Origin of the sequence: Dactylosporangium sp. CA-092794, from assembly GCF_050948465.1 — a bacterium.
GTDB lineage: Bacteria > Actinomycetota > Actinomycetes > Mycobacteriales > Micromonosporaceae > Dactylosporangium.
The window spans coordinates 9,673,364-9,689,047 of sequence record NZ_CP192044.1 but is presented as its reverse complement, the minus strand read 5'-3'; the positions used below and the strand labels follow the sequence as shown (position 1 = coordinate 9,689,047).

Annotated in this window: 15 protein-coding genes and 1 pseudogene; 15 read left to right on the top strand and 1 reads right to left on the bottom strand. The window is 75.7% G+C overall.

The features are described 5' to 3' along the window. Positions 1-60 precede the first annotated feature (60 nt). From ACQPXD_RS41465 to ACQPXD_RS41410, 12 genes are all read left to right on the top strand, one after another. Positions 61-1,194, top strand: coding sequence for an inositol-3-phosphate synthase (locus ACQPXD_RS41465; protein ID WP_432828052.1), 1,134 nt, complete (start codon positions 61-63; stop codon positions 1,192-1,194). Continuing rightward, the gene (locus tag ACQPXD_RS41460; RefSeq protein ID WP_432828050.1) at positions 1,191-2,036 is read left to right on the top strand and encodes an SCO3242 family prenyltransferase; all 846 of its coding nucleotides are present in this window, start codon (positions 1,191-1,193) and stop codon (positions 2,034-2,036) included. Before ACQPXD_RS41465 ends, ACQPXD_RS41460 begins: the two co-directional genes overlap by 4 nt. Continuing rightward, positions 2,033-2,875: a sugar phosphate isomerase/epimerase family protein gene (locus ACQPXD_RS41455; RefSeq protein WP_432828049.1), complete on the top strand. Its 843-nt coding sequence runs from the start codon at positions 2,033-2,035 to the stop codon at positions 2,873-2,875. The genes ACQPXD_RS41460 and ACQPXD_RS41455 overlap by 4 nt, the downstream gene beginning before the upstream one ends. Next, positions 2,872-3,486 carry an EboA domain-containing protein gene (locus ACQPXD_RS41450; protein ID WP_432828047.1) on the top strand — a complete coding sequence of 205 codons (615 nt, stop codon included), beginning with the start codon at positions 2,872-2,874 and terminating at the stop codon, positions 3,484-3,486. Before ACQPXD_RS41455 ends, ACQPXD_RS41450 begins: the two co-directional genes overlap by 4 nt. Then, positions 3,486-4,334, top strand: coding sequence for a TatD family hydrolase (locus tag ACQPXD_RS41445; protein WP_432828045.1), 849 nt, complete (start codon positions 3,486-3,488; stop codon positions 4,332-4,334). The genes ACQPXD_RS41450 and ACQPXD_RS41445 overlap by 1 nt, the downstream gene beginning before the upstream one ends. Continuing rightward, positions 4,334-5,488 carry a metabolite traffic protein EboE gene (eboE, locus tag ACQPXD_RS41440; RefSeq protein ID WP_432828043.1) on the top strand — a complete coding sequence of 385 codons (1,155 nt, stop codon included), beginning with the start codon at positions 4,334-4,336 and terminating at the stop codon, positions 5,486-5,488. The genes ACQPXD_RS41445 and eboE overlap by 1 nt, the downstream gene beginning before the upstream one ends. Beyond that, positions 5,485-6,858: an alkaline phosphatase family protein gene (locus ACQPXD_RS41435; protein WP_432828041.1), complete on the top strand. Its 1,374-nt coding sequence runs from the start codon at positions 5,485-5,487 to the stop codon at positions 6,856-6,858. Before eboE ends, ACQPXD_RS41435 begins: the two co-directional genes overlap by 4 nt. A gap of 160 nt (positions 6,859-7,018) precedes the next feature. Continuing rightward, positions 7,019-8,137, top strand: coding sequence for a LuxR C-terminal-related transcriptional regulator (locus ACQPXD_RS41430; RefSeq protein ID WP_432828039.1), 1,119 nt, complete (start codon positions 7,019-7,021; stop codon positions 8,135-8,137). A 93-nt stretch (positions 8,138-8,230) separates the two neighbouring features. Further along, positions 8,231-8,848, top strand: coding sequence for a hypothetical protein (locus ACQPXD_RS41425; protein WP_432828037.1), 618 nt, complete (start codon positions 8,231-8,233; stop codon positions 8,846-8,848). Next, complete coding sequence (locus ACQPXD_RS41420) at positions 8,845-9,345, top strand: hypothetical protein (RefSeq protein WP_432828035.1); 501 nt, start codon at positions 8,845-8,847, stop codon at positions 9,343-9,345. Before ACQPXD_RS41425 ends, ACQPXD_RS41420 begins: the two co-directional genes overlap by 4 nt. A gap of 4 nt (positions 9,346-9,349) precedes the next feature. Then, entirely contained in the window at positions 9,350-11,299 is a 1,950-nt protein-coding gene (locus ACQPXD_RS41415) for a hypothetical protein (protein ID WP_432828033.1), read from the top strand. Then, positions 11,296-11,997 carry a hypothetical protein gene (locus ACQPXD_RS41410; RefSeq protein ID WP_432828031.1) on the top strand — a complete coding sequence of 234 codons (702 nt, stop codon included), beginning with the start codon at positions 11,296-11,298 and terminating at the stop codon, positions 11,995-11,997. The genes ACQPXD_RS41415 and ACQPXD_RS41410 overlap by 4 nt, the downstream gene beginning before the upstream one ends. 48 nt (positions 11,998-12,045) lie before the next feature. On the opposite strand, the gene ACQPXD_RS41405 is transcribed toward ACQPXD_RS41410, so the two are convergent. Continuing rightward, entirely contained in the window at positions 12,046-13,626 is a 1,581-nt protein-coding gene (locus ACQPXD_RS41405; RefSeq protein WP_432828029.1) for a methyl-accepting chemotaxis protein, read from the bottom strand. Positions 13,627-13,751: 125 nt separating this feature from the next. Between ACQPXD_RS41405 and ACQPXD_RS41400 the strand changes: the two are divergent. The 3 genes and pseudogenes from ACQPXD_RS41400 to ACQPXD_RS41390 form a co-directional block, all read left to right on the top strand. Then, a pseudogene (locus ACQPXD_RS41400) lies at positions 13,752-13,874 on the top strand (IS110 family transposase); the annotation flags it as partial. A 232-nt stretch (positions 13,875-14,106) separates the two neighbouring features. Then, a complete protein-coding gene (locus tag ACQPXD_RS41395) occupies positions 14,107-14,583 on the top strand; it encodes a hypothetical protein (protein ID WP_432828027.1) in 477 nt (158 codons plus the stop codon). Positions 14,584-14,613: 30 nt separating this feature from the next. After that, a complete protein-coding gene (locus ACQPXD_RS41390) occupies positions 14,614-15,684 on the top strand; it encodes an NYN domain-containing protein (protein ID WP_432828025.1) in 1,071 nt (356 codons plus the stop codon).

Genomic DNA, 15,684 nt, shown 5'->3' with positions numbered 1-15,684 from the left:
GTCGCACCTCAGTGACCCTCCAGATCGTCACACACGTTTGCTCACCGCTAGGAGGGGCCCGTGCGTACGGGTGTCTGGCTGGTTGGCGCGCGCGGTTCCGTCGCCGTCACCAGTATTGTCGGCGCCGCGGCGGTGCGGGCCGGGCTGTCCGAGCCGATCGGGTGCGTCACCGAGCACCCCGACCTGCGCAGCGCGGCGTTGCCGGGCTTCGCCGACCTGGTGTTCGGCGGCCACGACATCGCCACGACGGGGCTGCTCAAGCGGGCCGAGGCGCTCGCCGCCGCGGGGGTCGTGCCGGGGCGGCTCGTCGCCGCGCTCCACAGTGAACTGTCCACAGTCGACGAAGAGCTGCGTCCGCTGCCGCTCGCGGCCACGCAGGGGGAGGTCGCGGCGGCCATCGCGGGTGACCTGGTGGCGTTCCGGGAGCGGCACGGGCTGGACCGGGTCGTGGTCGTCAACGTGGCGTCCACCGAGGCGGCGCCGGCCCCGCACCCGGCGCACGCCGCGCTCGGCGCGCTCCGCGATGCCTTGCAGACCCACGAAGTGGTACTTCCACCAAGCGCCCTTGCCGCATACGCCGCCTTCACCGCAGGCTGCGCGTATGTCGACTTCACCCCGTCCACCGGCGCCCGGCTGCCGGCCCTGCACGAGCTCGCCGTGGAGCGGCGCGTGCCGTATGCCGGCCACGACGGCAAGACCGGCGAGACGTTGCTGAAGTCGGTGCTCGCCCCGATGTTCGCGATGCGGCGGCTGCAGGTGCGCTCCTGGTCCGGGGTCAACCTGCTCGGCGGCGGCGACGGCGCGACCCTCTCCGACCCGGCCGCGAACGCCGCCAAGTCGGCCAGCAAGCAGCGCGTGCTCGGCGAGACCCTCGGCTATGTGCCCGACGGGCACACCCGCATCGAGTACGTCCCGGACATCGGCGACTTCAAGACCGCCTGGGACCTGATCACGTTCGCCGGCTTCCTGGGCACGCCGATGCGCATGGAGTTCACCTGGCACGGCTGCGACTCCGCGCTCGCCGCGCCGCTCGTGCTCGACCTGGCCCGGCTCGCCGCCGCCGCGGACGCCGCCGGACGGGTGGGGCCGCTGCCGGAGCTGGCGTTCTTCTTCAAGGACCCGCTCGGCGACGTCGACCACGGCCTGGCCGCCCAGTTCGAGGCCCTCAGCGCGTTCGTCGCGAGCCTGCGATGAAGCTCCGGTGGCGGGACCTGGTCGAGCTGGTGCGGGCGCCCGCCGCGCTGTCGGTGCCGGGTGACGTGGTCGCCGGGGCCGCGGCGGCCGGGCGGCTCGGGCCGCGCACGGCCGGGCTGGCCGCGGGCAGCGTGCTGCTCTACTGGGCCGGCATGGCCGCCAACGACTGGGCCGACCGGGAGGTCGACGCCAAGGAGCGCCCGGAGCGGCCCATTCCGTCGGGCCGGATCGCCCCCGCCGCGGCGTTCGGCGTGGCGGCGGGGCTGACCGCGGCCGGCGTCGCGGCGGCCGGGCTGGCCGGTGGGCGGCGGGCCCTGGCGATCGCGGCGCCGCTGGCCGGGGCGGTGTGGGCCTACGACCTGGGGCTCAAGAACACCGCGGCCGGGCCGGCGGCGATGGCCGCCTGCCGCGCGCTCGACGTGCTGCTCGGGGCGTCCGGCGGGCGGCTGCGCCGCGCGGCCTGGCCGGCCGCGACCGTCTTCGCCCACACGTACACGGTGACGGCGCTGTCCCGGGCCGAGGTGCACGGCGCGACACCCGCGCTGCCGGCGGCGACGCTGGCCGGGACGGCGGCGGTCACGGCCGCGGCCGGCGCCGGCAGGCGGCCCGTCCCGGCGGCGCTCGCCGCGTGGTATGCCGCCCGCTACGGCGCGCCGCAGGTCGCGGCCGTCCGGGAGCCCGCGGCGGCCAAGGTCCGGGCCGCGGTCGGCGCCGGGATCGTCAACCTGCCGGCGCTGCAGGGCGCGCTGACCGCGCGGGCCGGTGCGCCGATCGCCGGGATCGCCGTGGCCGCGGCGGCGCCGCTGGGGCGGCGGCTGGCGCGGCTGGTGTCGCCGACATGACCGGGCTGCGGTTCGGCTACGGCACGAACGGCTTCAGCAACCACCGGCTCGACGACGCGCTCGACGTCATCGCCGAGCTCGGCTACGCGGGCGTCGCGCTCACGCTGGACCACCACCACCTCGACCCGTTCGACGCCCAGGTGTGGCGGGAGGTGCGCGCCGTACACCGGCGGCTGGAACGGCTCGGGCTCGGCGTCGTCATCGAGACCGGCGCGCGGTACCTGCTCGACAAGTGGCACAAGCACGCCCCGACCCTGCAGGACGACGAGCCCGAGCGGCGGCTGGAGTTCCTGCACCGGGCGGTGCGCATCGGCGCCGACCTGGGCGCGGAGGCGGTGAGTTTCTGGGCCGGGGTACGCCCCGCGGGCCTGGACGAGCGCGAGGCGTGGCGGCGGCTGGTGGCCGGCTGCGCCGAGGTGCTGGCCGCCGCCGAGGGCGCGGAGATGATGCTCGGCTTCGAGCCCGAGCCCGGCATGCTGGTCGAGTCCGTCGACGACTGGGAGCGGCTGCGCGCCGACCTCGGCGCCCCGGCCCGCTTCGGGCTGACCCTGGACATCGGCCACTGCCGCTGCCTGGAGCCGGTGCCGGCCGACGAGTGCGTGCGGAGGGCGGCCGGCTCGCTGGTCAACGTGCAGATCGACGACATGCGCCGGGGCGTGCACGAGCACCTGGAGTTCGGCCAGGGCGAGGTCGACTTCCCGCCGGTGCTGCGCGCGCTGGCCGACATCGGCTACGGCGGCCTCGTCGCGGTCGAGTTGCCCCGCCACAGCCACGCCGCGCCGGGCGTGGCCCGCGACTCGCTGGCGTTCCTGCGCGCCGCTGAGAAGGAGGCGTTATGACCACCGAAGACCTTCGCGCGGCGATCGAGGGCAAGCTCGCCGACCGCGAGTGGCTCGACACGGCGCTGGCCACCGTGGCCCGGGACCCGGCGGCGATCGGGCGGCTGTTCCCGGCCGTCGGGCGCCGCTGCGGCCGGCGGCTGCTGGAGCGGCCGGCCGGCTGGAGCGTCGAGGACGCCGCCCGGGTGCTACTGCTGGCCGCGCTGCCACAGCACAACGCCGGCGCCGAGGCCGAGGCGCTCTACCGCTACGGCGACGCCGCCGAGAAGCGCGCCGTGCTGCACGCCCTGGCGCTGCTCGACATCTCGGCCGAGGTGGCCGCGCCGCTGCTGCTCGACGCGCTGCGCACCAACGACACCCGCCTGGTGGCCACCGCGCTCGGGCCCGCGGCCCGCCACCTCGACGCCGCCGCCTGGCGGCAGGGCGTGCTCAAGGCCGTCTTCATGGGGCTGCCGCTGGCCGGCGTCGCCGACCTCGGCGAGCGGGCCGACGCCGAGCTCGCCACCATGCTCGCCGGGCTCGCCGAGGAGCGCCGCGCGGCCGGTCGCGCGCTGGCCGCCGACGCGAGCGAGCTGCTGCACCGACTCACCACCACGGGGAGGGTCTCGTGATGCGCATCTTCGACCCCCACATCCACATGACGTCCCGGACCACCGACGACTACGAGCGGATGGCCGCCGCCGGCGTGCGGGCGCTCGTCGAGCCCGCGTTCTGGCTTGGGCAGCCGCGCACCAGCGTCGGCTCGTTCACCGACTACTTCGACTCCCTCGTCGGCTGGGAGCCGTTCCGGGCCGGCCAGTTCGGCATCCGCCACCATGCCACGATCGCGCTCAACCCGAAGGAGGCCAACGACCCGCGCTGCCGCGAGGTGCTCGGCGTCCTGCCCCGCTACCTGGAGAAGGACGGGGTCGTCGCGGTCGGCGAGATCGGCTACGACTCGATGACGCCGGAGGAGGACGACGCGTTCGCCGCGCAGCTCGCCCTCGCCATCGAGCACGAGCTGCCCGCCCTCGTGCACACCCCGCACCGGGACAAGGCCCGCGGCTCTGCTCGCACCCTCGACGTGGTGCGCGAGTCGGGCATCGACCCCGGCCGGGTCGCCGTCGACCACCTCAACGAGGTCACCGTCGGCGCGGTCGCCGGCAGCGGCTGCTGGATGGGCTTCTCCATCTACCCCGACACGAAGATGACCGCCGAGCGCATGGTGCACATCCTGCGGGAGTACGGCCTGGAGCGGATGCTGGTCAACTCCGCCGCCGACTGGGGGCGCTCGGATCCGCTGCTGACCCGGCGTACCGGCGAGGCGATGCTGGCCGCCGGGTTCTCCGACGATGACGTCGACCGGGTGCTGTGGCGCAACCCGGTGGAGTTCTACGGGCAGTCCAAGCGCCTGGATCTGGGGCCGGTGGACGCCGACGCCACGTTCGAGGGCAACTCGATCCTGCGCGGGGGATCCTGATGCGGCTGCGGCACCGCGACGGGCAGATCGTGCACCTGGCGTACGGCACCAACGTGCACCCGGCCGAGGACCTGCCCGGCATCGTCCGCCAGCTGGACACCTACGCCACGCCGATGCGCGAGCGGCTCGGCACCGGCGTGCTCGGCCTCGGGCTGTGGCTCGGCGCCGACGTGGCCGCGGAGCTCGCCGCCGACAGCGCCCGGCGCCGGCGGCTGCGCCGCGAGCTCGACGCGCGCGGGCTGGAGGTGGTGACGCTCAACGGCTTCCCGTACCGGGAGTTCCACGCCCCGGTGGTCAAGCGCGCCGTGTACCGGCCGGACTGGGCCGAGCCGGCCCGCCTGCGGTACACCCTCGACCTGGCGAGGATCCTCGTCGACCTCCTCCCCGAGGACGCGGCCCGCGGCTCGATCTCGACGCTGCCGCTGGGCTGGCGCGATCCGTGGGACGGCCGGCAGGCGGAGCGGGTGTGGCGGGCCCTGGACGCGCTCGCCGACGGGCTCGCGGCGCTGGAGGTGCTGACCGGTCGTACCATCCGGGTGGCCTTCGAACCGGAGCCGGGCTGTGTCATCGAGAACACGCTCCAGGCCACGGTGCACCTGTCCCGCGTGGACCGCCGCTGGCTCGGCGTCTGCCTCGACCTCGCGCACCTGGCGTGCGCCTGGGAGGACCCGGTCGCCGCGGTGCAGCGATTGTCCCGGGCCGGCCTGCCGGTGGTGAAGATCCAGGTGTCGGCGGCGCTGGAGGTCGCCGACCCGGGCGGCGCGCGCGAGGTCGTGTCCGGCTACGCCGAGCCCCGCTTCCTGCACCAGACCCGCACCGCCGGCTGCCGTCACGCCTACGACGACCTCGACGAGGCCCTCGACGCGGGCCCGGACGGGCCGTGGCGGGTGCACTACCACGTGCCGCTGCACGCCGCGCCCGAGCCGCCGCTCGCCTCGACCACGCCCGTGCTGCGGGCCGGCCTCGGCGCGCTGGTCGGCGGGCCGATCGCCGCCTGCGATCACCTCGAGGTGGAGACGTACACCTGGAACGTCCTGCCGCCCGGCCAGCGCCCGGCCGGCCCGCAGGCCCTCGCGGACGGGATGGCCGCGGAGCTCGCCTACGCCCGGGACACCCTGCAGGACCTCGGGCTCAAGACCCTGGAGCGTATATGAGCCGCCCGCTGCTGGTGCTCGACGTCGTCGGGCTGACCCCGCGGCTGCTGCCGCACATGCCCAACCTGTCCCGGCTCGGCGCCGCCGTGCCGCTCGAGCCGGTGCTGCCGGCCGTCACCTGCTCGGTGCAGTCGACGTTCCTGACCGGCGAGACCCCGGCCGGGCACGGGATCGTCGGCAACGGCTGGTACTTCCGCGACCTCGGCGAGGTGCTGCTGTGGCGGCAGCACAACGCGCTCGTCGGCGGCGACAAGCTGTGGCACGCCGCCCGCCGCGCCGAGCCCGGCTACACCGTGGCCAACGTCTGCTGGTGGTACGCGATGGGCGCCGACGTCGACTGGACCGTCACCCCGCGGCCGATCTACTACGCCGACGGGCGCAAGGAGCCCGACTGCTACACCTTCCCGCCGCAGCTGCACGACGAGCTCACCGCGCGGCTCGGCCCGTTCCCGCTGTTCACCTACTGGGGCCCGAACGCCGGCCTGCCGTCCTCGGCGTGGATCGCGAAGGCGGCGCAGCAGATCATGGCGGACAAGTCGCCGGACCTGACCCTGGTGTACCTGCCGCACCTCGACTACGACCTGCAGCGCTTCGGCCCCGACGACCCGCGCGCGGGCGCCGCCGCGGCCGAGCTCGACAGTGTGCTCGCCCCGCTGCTCGACGCGGCCCGGGCGCGCGGCGCGACGACGGTGGCGCTGTCGGAGTACGGCATCACCGGCGCGAGCCGGCCGGTCGACGTCAACCGCCTGCTGCGGGCCGAGGGGCTGCTCAACGTCCACACCCAGGACGGCATGGAGTACCTCGACCCGTGGACCTCCCGGGCGTTCGCCGTCGCCGACCACCAGGTCGCCCACGTCTACGTGCGCGACCCGCAGGACCTGCCCGTCGTGGCCAAGCTGTGCGCCGCGCTGCCCGGCGTCGGCGAGGTGCTCGACGAGCCCGGCAAGGCCCGCCACGGCCTCGACCACGAGCGCTCCGGCGAGCTCGTGCTGCTGGCCGAGCCCGACGCCTGGTTCACGTACTACTACTGGCTCGACGAGGCCCGCCGACCCGACTTCGCCCGGCTGGTCGAGATCCACCGCAAGCCCGGCTACGATCCGGCGGAGCTGTTCTTCGACCCGGCCGCCCCGGGCGCCGCCAAGGGCCGGGCCGGGCTCGCGCTGCTGCGCAAGAAGCTGGGGATGCGGTACCTCATGAGCGTGGTCGGCCTGGACGCCGGCGCCCAGGCGGTGCGCGGCTCCCACGGCCTGCTCCCGTCCCGCGCCGAGGACGGCCCGGTCTGGCTGTGCGACGACCCGGCCGTCACCCCGGACCGCGTGCCGGCCACCGAGGTCAAGTCGCTCCTGCTGCGCCTGGCCGGGCTCGGCTGAGCGGACGAGCCACCGGCTGCCGGCCGGCCTGATCAGGCGCGCCGGATCAGGCCGCCGCGCCGCTGACCGCGCGCGGGACCGGGCGCGGGCGGCGGACTCACGGAACGGGTCCGCCGGACGGTCCATCCAAAGCGGCCATCGACAATGGTTGACTCGTTCCATGCCTCGCGCTGACGCCGCGCGACGCGGCCGGGAGCTTCGGCAACGCCTGCGCACCGGCTGGTCCGACGGTGGGGATCCCCTGGACGTTCTGCACCGCACGGCAACCGAACTGCTCCGGCACGTCCCGGCCGACATCTGGTGCGCCGTGCTGCTGGACCCCTCGACGCTGCTCGACACCGGCGGCCAGCACGCCCACGGCTTCCCCGAGGCGGTGATGCCCCGGCTGTTCCAGATCGAGCACATCGACCAGGACGGCGTCGACGCCCTGCGCCGGCTCGTCCGGCAGGCCGCGCCGGCCCGGCTGCTCAGCCTCAGCACCGGCGGCGACCCGGCGGCCTGCCGCTACTACCGCGAGATCCTCCGGCCCCTCGACCTGGCCGACGAGCTGCGCGTGCTCATCCGCGACGAGCAGCGGGTCTGGGGGCTGCTCGTGCTCTGCCGGCACCGCGCGTCGGCGCCGTTCACCGCCGACGACCTCGCCGTGGCCGGCCGGGGCATCGGGCCCGCCGTCACCGCGCTGCGCCGCTCGCTGCTGGTGACCGGCGCCGAGTGCGACGGCGCGCCGGACGCGCCGGCGGTGCTGACGCTCGGCCCGGACGAACGGGTGTCCGCAGCGACGGACGCGGCGAAGTCGTGGCTCGACCTGATCCCCGAGGCGGGCCGGGCCGGCCGGGACACCCTGCCGTATCCGGTGCACGCCGTGGTGGCCCGGGCCCGGGCGAGCGCCGGCGGGCACGCGGTGGCGCGGCTGCGCGGGCGCAACGGGCAGTGGCTGGCGGTGCACGCCATGCCCATGACCCATCCCGGCGGCACCACGACCACGGTGTCGATCGGCCCGGTCGAGCCCGGCGAGCTGTGCGCGATCGTGCTCAACGCCTACGGCCTGACGCCGCGCGAGCACGACATCGCGCAGCTGGTGCTGCTCGGCCGCTCGACCGCGCACATCCAGCAGGCGCTGCACATCACCGAGGACACCGTCCAGGACCACCTCAAGTCGGTGTTCCGCAAGACGGGCGTGCACAGCCGCCGCGAGCTCGTCGGCGTCGTGTTCACCCGGCACTATCTGCCGAGCCTCAACCGGGCGCCGCTCACCACGGACGGTCGCTTGATCGGATGACGCCCGCCGTCCCGGATTTCTGGGATTTTCCGGTACCCCGCCGCTGCCTAGCGTCGGACGCAGGCCGATGCGTCGAGGGAAGGCGGCAAGCCGATGGGGACGATGATGCGCCGGGGGGACTGGCGGCTCGCGGCGGCGGGCGTGGCGGTCGCCGCGGCCCTGTCGCTGGGCGGGTGCGGCTCGGGGGACGACGACAGCACGAGCGCGACCGGCGGCGCGCCGGCCACCGCCGGGGCGGAAAGCACCACCGACGGCGCGGCCGAGGCCACCACGCCGCCGGCGAAGCCGAGCAAGCGGTCGCGTGCCGCCGTCACGCTGCCGGCGACCCTGCGCACCCGCTCCATCGTGTCGATGGAGCAGGACCAGGGCAAGCCGCAGTGGCTCGCCGGCGACCGGCAGCGGGTCGCCGACGCGAGCTGGAAGTTCTCCTCGGGCACGTTCGTGTTCGCCACCACCGATGTGCGCACCGACCTGTATCCGCTGCGCGGCACCTACCGCGCCGCCGGCACGACGGTGTCGTTCTCCGGCCAGGGCTCCGCGACCAACACCGTCGGCAGCGCCTCCGCGACGATGGAGGGCGAGCTGGACCTGTCCACCGGCTCGCTGACCTTCACCTGGTCGACGAGCAGCGGCCAGGGGGCGGTCGTCAACGGGCAGAACTTCGCCTCGGCCAGCGCCTCGATGTACCACGGCGAGGTCGTGGTCCGATGACCGAGCGCACCGGCCTGGACGCGATGCGGGCGGCGGTCGCCGCCCTCAACGCCGACGAGCTGCCCTATCTCGAGGTCACCTGGCGGGCCTACACGGCCGACCCGTTCGAGCACGACCGCGGCTCGCGGCTCGACCGGCCGCTCGGCGCCGGGATCCCCGCCGATCAGCTCGCCGCCTGGACGCCGCTGGTGATCGCGTTCGTGGCACAGGTGGTCGCGACCATGGCGGTGGAGGCCGGCGCCGGCCGGGTGGCGCGCACCGGGCGCGGGCTGCTCGTGCGGTGGCGGTCCCGGCGGGCCGAGCGGCGGGCCCGGCAGCGCGCCGGCGCGCAGCCGCTGCCGCGGTTCACGCCGGAGCAGCTCGCCGGGATCCGGGCGGCGGCGGCTCGGGCGGCGGCCGGGGCCGGGCGCGGCGAGTCCGACCAGGCCCGCTTCGCCGCGGTCATCGTGCTGGTGCTGAGCGTGGACGCCCCGGCGCCGCCCGGGCCGCGGCCGTGATCCCGTGCGGTCCCCGAGCACGTCGGGCCTGGTCCTGGTCTGGCTGTCCGTGTTGTCGGCCGCACTGTTCGCCGGCGATTGGAGGGTACGGCTGCGAGGAGGGGGAGCGGCGGCGCACCAGGCGTGCGTCGGCGCGGCCGCGGCCGCGACGTCCGTCGCGGGCGATCCGGCGGCGTCGGTGCGCGCCCTGCTGGGCTGCACCGACGCCGCCGACCGGCGGGCGGCGCTGGCCACGCTGGCCTGGCCGGTCGCCGTGGCCCTGCTGGCCGGCGGCGGCTACCTGCTGTTTCCGCCGCTGATCCGGCGGTTGCGCCGGGCCCGCCCGGCGGACCCGGCCGGCCCGCTGTTCCGGCTCGTCGCCGCGCTGTCGGCCGAGGCGGGCCTGCGCGCCCATCCGGTGGTGGAGGTCGCCGGCCACGGCATCGGCTCCGGCGACACGCCGTCGGTCTACGGGCGGCGGTGGCCGTACCGCATCCTCGTGCCGCAGATCATGGAGCTCAACGCGGTCCGCGGGTCGGCTCGCGACACGGCGCTGCTGCGCCACGAGCTGGCGCACGTGCGCGCCCGCGACGTGGGCCGCGTCTACCTGACCGGGTCGGCCTGGCTGGTCGCCGCGGCGCTCGTGCTGCCGCCGCTCGCCCTGGACGCCGTCCGGCACGCGCCGAGCGCCGGCCCGGCCCTGTCGTGGCGGCTGCTGGCCATCGGCGCGCTGCTGTATCTCGCGCTGCTGGCCGCCGTCCGGCACCGCGAGCACGACGCCGACCTCGCCTCCGGCGGCGTGCCGGTCGATCCGGCCACCGCGCCGGCCCGGCGCGGCCGGCCGCGCTTCCACCCGTCGCCCGCCCGCCGGGCCGCCGTGCTGCGCGACCCCGGCCGGCACCTGCGCCCCTCGGCGGCGGACGCGTTCGTCGCGGGCACGGCGGCCGGCCTGTGCGGCACCGAGCTGGGCCCGCTGATCGACGTGATCCTGCCGCTCGGCCCGTGGCCGGCCTACCTGGCCGCCGCCGCGGTCACGGCCGGGCCCGTGCTGGGCGTCCTCGGCTGGGGCTGCTGGCGGCCCGGGGCGCCGCCCCCGGGCGGTCGGGCGCCGGCCGCCGGCGCGGCGCTGGGGCTCGGCCTGGTGTGCGGCGCCCAGCTCGCGCCCCGCGCGTCGGCGGACTGGTGGCGGGTGTTCGCCACCGCCGGGGGCCGGGCCGCCGAGCTGAACCTTGGCCGCGCCGATCCCGCGTCCGGGGCCCTGATCGTCGCGGCGGCGGTCGCGATCGGCGCGCTCATCGGCCTGTGGTGCGCGAGCGTCGCCCGGGCCTGCCCCACGGACGGCGGCTGGGGCACCGCCGCCCTGGCCGGCGGCGCCGCGGTCCTCGCCGTGCCGCTCGGCACCTGGCTGCTGCTGGTCCGGCTCGCCGCCGGCAGCGGCTGGCCGCCCACGCCGCTGCTCTGGGCCGGCGTGGCCCCCTATCGCCGGGCGCTGCTGGTCGCGGCCGCGGCGGGCTGGGCGTTCGTGGCCCTGGGGGCGGTCCGGCGGCGCCGGCGCGCCGGCCCGGCCGCGCCGCGCCGCCCGAGCCCCCTCGTGCCCGCCGCCGCCCTGGCCTGGCTGCTCGCTGCCGGGCTGCTCGCCGCGCTGCCGGGCCTCGCCACCGCCGACCCGCGCCCGCCCGGTCCGGCGCGGCCGCTGCCGCGCCCCTCGACGGCGCAGGGCGGCTACGCGTGCCTCTGGTGGCAGCTGTCGGGCCCCGCCGCCCGCCCCGGCGGCGACGAGGACCAGACCCGGGCGCTCGGCCGGTACCTCGCCGGGACCGACGACGCCGCGCTGCGCGACATCGGCCGGACCCTGCTGCTGGCCGCGGACCGCCACGACGCCGACCTGGCCGCGACCGCGGTGCGCGGCCTGGACCGGCGCTGCGACCTGCTGCTGCGCTACGGAGTCGCGCCGAGTCGAGGAAGTGGCCGATGAAGAGGATGACCATGCCCGCCGTTCGCCGGCTGACCATCGTCCTGGCCGTGCTCGGGCCCCTCGCCGCCCTCGGCGCCGCCGCCTGCGAGGCCGGCGCGCCCCGCCCGGCGCCGGCCCGGCCGCTGCCCGGGCCGGCCCGCTCCGGCACCGGGTCGCTGCGGGACGCGCTCATCGGCCCGGCCGACGTGCCGGCCGGCTTCACCCGGACCACCCAGCCGCCCACCGAGCCGCACCGCGGCGATCCCGCCGACTGCGCCCGCCGGCTCGACGAACTGGAGACCCTGCCGGCCGCGGGCGCCGGCGTCACCGAGGCCCGGGTGGTCTACGCCACGCCGGGCCCGTTCGCGATGCTGCAGGAGGTGCTGCGCGACTACGCCGACGGCCGCGCCGCCGGGGTGGTCACCGCGGCCGGCGCGGCGCTGGCCCGCTGCCCGCGGTTCACCCTCTCCTACGCCGATGGCACGGTCATCACTGTGTCGGTCGCCGTGCGGTCCGCCTCGCCCGAGCGCGTCACCGCCGCCGTGACCGCGCAGGCCACCGGCTTCTCGGTGGCGGAGAACCTCGCCGTGTGCCGGGTGGGGCGGGTCGTGGTCATCCTGAGCCACACCGGGCCGGAGCCGCCCGACCTCGCCGAGACCGAGCGCCTGCTGGGCGTCGCCGTCGACCGCCTGCGTCAGCAGGGCTTCACCGGAAGCTGATCGCCGGCCAGGGCGCGCCGGTGCCCGGGTTCCGGCCTGCCGCCGGGCTCAGTAGCGGAAGCGGGACACGAGGGTTTGCAGGCGGGTCGACATGCCCTCCAGTTCGCCGGCGGCGTCGCGGGTGTCGCCCACCGTGGAGGCGGTGCGGCGGGTCGCCTCCGACACGTCGGCGATGGTGGCGGCGATGGCGCCGGCGCCGCCGGCGGCGCGGGACAGGGAGCGGCTCATCTCGTCGGTGGTCGCGGCCTGTTCCTCGACCGCCGAGGCGATGGTGAGCTGGATGTTGTTGATCCGCTCGATGATGCCGGAGATCTCGCCGATCGCCGCGACGGCGCTGGTGGTGTCGGACTGGATGGTCCCGACCCGGCCGACGATGTCCTCGGTGGCCTTGGCGGTCTCCTGAGCCAGGTCCTTGACCTCGCTGGCGACGACGGCGAAGCCCTTGCCCGCCTCGCCGGCCCGGGCGGCCTCGATCGTGGCGTTGAGCGCGAGGAGGTTGGTCTGCTCGGCGATCGCGGTGATGACCTTGACCACGGTGGCGATCTCCGTCGAGGAGTCGCCGAGTCGGGCGACGGTGGCGCTGGTCGCGTCGGCGACCCGGACCGCCTCGGCGATGACGGTGGTGGCCTCCGAGGTGGAGCGGCTGATCTCGCGGACCGAGGCGCCCATCTGCGCCGAGCCGGCCGAGACGACCTGCAGGTCGCTGGAGACCTCGCCGGCCGCGGCGGCGACGGTGGAGGCCTGGGTGGAGGCGGCCCCGGCGGTGGAGTCGACCGACTGCGACACCGACGTCAGCCGCTGCGCCGCCTGCTGCAGGGTGCCCGCGTTGCCGGCCAGGCCGACCAGGTCCTCGCGCAGCCGCTCGATGCCCCGGTCGAGGGAGGCGGCCATCCGGCCGACCTCGTCGCGGGTGGTCACGCCGGAGGAGCGGGTGAGGTCGCCGTCGGCCAGGCCGTCGGCGACGTGCAGCACGCCCTGCACCGCCCGGCGTACCCGGCCCATGACCCGCAGCGCGATCAGCAGGCTGAGCACGAGGCCGGCGGCCAGGACGATCGCGATGACGAGGGTGGCCCTCGACGCGCGGTCGGACGCGGCCTTGACGCTCGCCTCCGCCTGGGCCCGGGCCGCGTTCTCCAGCGCGGTCTGGTCCTGGCCCAGCGCGCCGTAGAGGGTGTTGTACTGCTGGAGCGCCGTCTCCAGCTGCGCCGGGGTGGCCTTGCTGAGGTCGGTGTTGAGGAAGTCGGTGTAGGCCTGCCAGTCCTTGCGCGCCTTGACCACGATGTCCTGCCCGCCCGCCGTGCCGGCGAGACTGGTGTCCAGGCTGGACAGCGCGTCCTCGACGGCTTTGCGGTCGTTCTCCATGCTCTGGCTGATGCGGTCGGCCAGCGACGGGTACAGCCGCATCGCGGAGACGTTGCCGCCGAAGGCCTCGATGTTCTTGGCGAACGCCCCGGCCGCGCCGAGCGACGTGATGCTGGTGCGCTCGGCCGTGGCCGCGTCGGTGCGCATCGAGCGCACGGTGCCGATCGCGACCCCGCCCACAATGATGCCGCTGACCGCGGCGACCAGCACCGCCGTGGTGATTTTGGTGCGCAGGGAGCGATCGTCGAATGCCGAGCTCAGGCCCATCGTGGTACCCCGTCATCCCGTACCGGAACACTGGACACCCTGGCCATCGGCCGCACCGCGGCGAAGCTGAGCCTCAGCGCCCGAAGAATTCCCCGGCGGCGTCGGCGGCCACGAGCCGCCGGGCGGGCGCGCTGCCCGTCGCGGTCGCCCGCGTGTGCGGGCATCAGGTGGCCTACCTGCCCGGCCTGGTCATGCGCCGGCTGGCCGTCCCGCACCCCGGCACCACGAAGACCGACGCCCGCGACGCCGACGCCGCCCATAGGTACACCCCCGGGGGCGGCGCGGCCGGGCCGGACGTATGTCTCCGTGATCATGACCCTCGCGCTGACCGCACACCGGGTTTGCCATGATCCCGGAACCTTTCGGTACACAGGGGTACATCAGCACTCCGCGATCATGAAAAACCTTGGTGTCGATGCCGGGTTGCGCATGATCACGGAGACTTCCGCCCGGGCGTCGGATGTTGTCTACTTCCGCGCTGTGGGTGGAACAGCGCTGAGCGTCCTGAGTCCCCGCACCGCCGGGCAGGTCGAGCCGATCCTGGTGGAGGAGCTGATCGCCGCGGGCATGACCCGGTACGAACCGGACCCACGCCTCTGGTACTCCGCCGCCGGCCTGCCCTACGGCTACGACATCCAGCCGCCGGGCGCCGAGATCGAGCCGGAGGAGCTCCGGCTCGTCGAGCGGGCCAGCGGGACGACCATGCGCTGCGACATCGTGCTGCACATCTTCGTCAGCGACGTCGGCGGGCGACCGGCCCTCGCGCGGATCGCTCGGGAAATGGCGCGGCGGGTCGACGGCTGGGTGTTCGTCGAGTTCCGCTCCCCGCCCGCCGCGGACCTCCTGCGTCGGCTGGGCGACGCCGGCCGCTGCGTGCGCGTCGGCGACGCCGTCTGCCTCGACGCGGCGGCGATGGGGGCGTGGGCCGGCCACCCTGGCTTTCACGTCGTCGGGTGAGCGCCGGTGGGCGGGCGTACGCTGACGGATGTGGATCAGGAAGACCGGATCGCGCTGTTCCTCGACTACGAGAACCTGGCGCTGGGGGCGCGTGACCACCTCGGCGGCATGACGTTCGACTTCCGTCCGATCGCCGACGCCCTCGCCGAGCGAGGACGGGTGGTGGTCCGCCGAGCGTACGCCGACTGGTCCTACTTCGACGAGGATCGCCGGATGCTCACGCGGTCCCACGTCGAGTTGATCGAGATGCCGCAGCGGATGGGTGCCGCGCGCAAGAACGCCGCCGACATCAAGATGGCGGTCGACGCCATGGAGCTGGCGTTCGAGCGTGAGTACATCTCGACGTTCGTGCTGTGTACCGGTGACAGCGACTTCACCCCGCTGGTCGACAAGCTGCGCGGCCTCAACAAGCGGGTCATCGGCGTCGGCGTGGAGAAGTCCACGTCGGCGCTGCTGCCGCCGGCCTGCGACGAGTTCCTCTACTACGACCGGCTCGAAGGGGTCGAGGTCCCCGCGGCGCGCGCCCGCGGCAGCCGCCCGGGGCGCGCCGTCGAGCCGGAGCCCGAGAAGGCCCCGCCGCCGGCGGAGCCCGTGCGCGACGGCGACGAGCTGGCGGTGCTCGTCGCGCAGACCGTCGCCGGGCTGCAGGGCAGCTCCGGCGGTGAGGTCACCGCGTCGATGCTGAAGCGGACGCTGCTGCGCAAGGATCCGACCTTCAGCGAATCGGACTACGGGTTCCGCGCGTTCGGTGAGCTGCTGCGCCACCTGGCCGAGCGCAACGTGGTCGAGCTGGTCGAGGGCCCGGCCAAGGGCGACCCGGAGGTGGCGCTGCCGGAGCACGGCGACGCCGAGGTGGCGTTCGCGCTGTTGCGAGCCGTCGTGCAGGACGCGGCCGCCGGTAACGGCGGGGTCGCGCTGTCGGGGCTGAAGAACCAGATCCGCCGGGTCCGGCCGGACTTCAGCGAGAAGAAGCTGGGCTACCGGACGTTCCTGCAGTTCTGCAAGGCGGCCGCGACCAGCGGCGCGGTGCGGCTGAGCTGGAATCCGGACGCCGATGACTATCTGCTGACCGCGGAGCCGGCCGGCGGCCCGAAGCAGTAA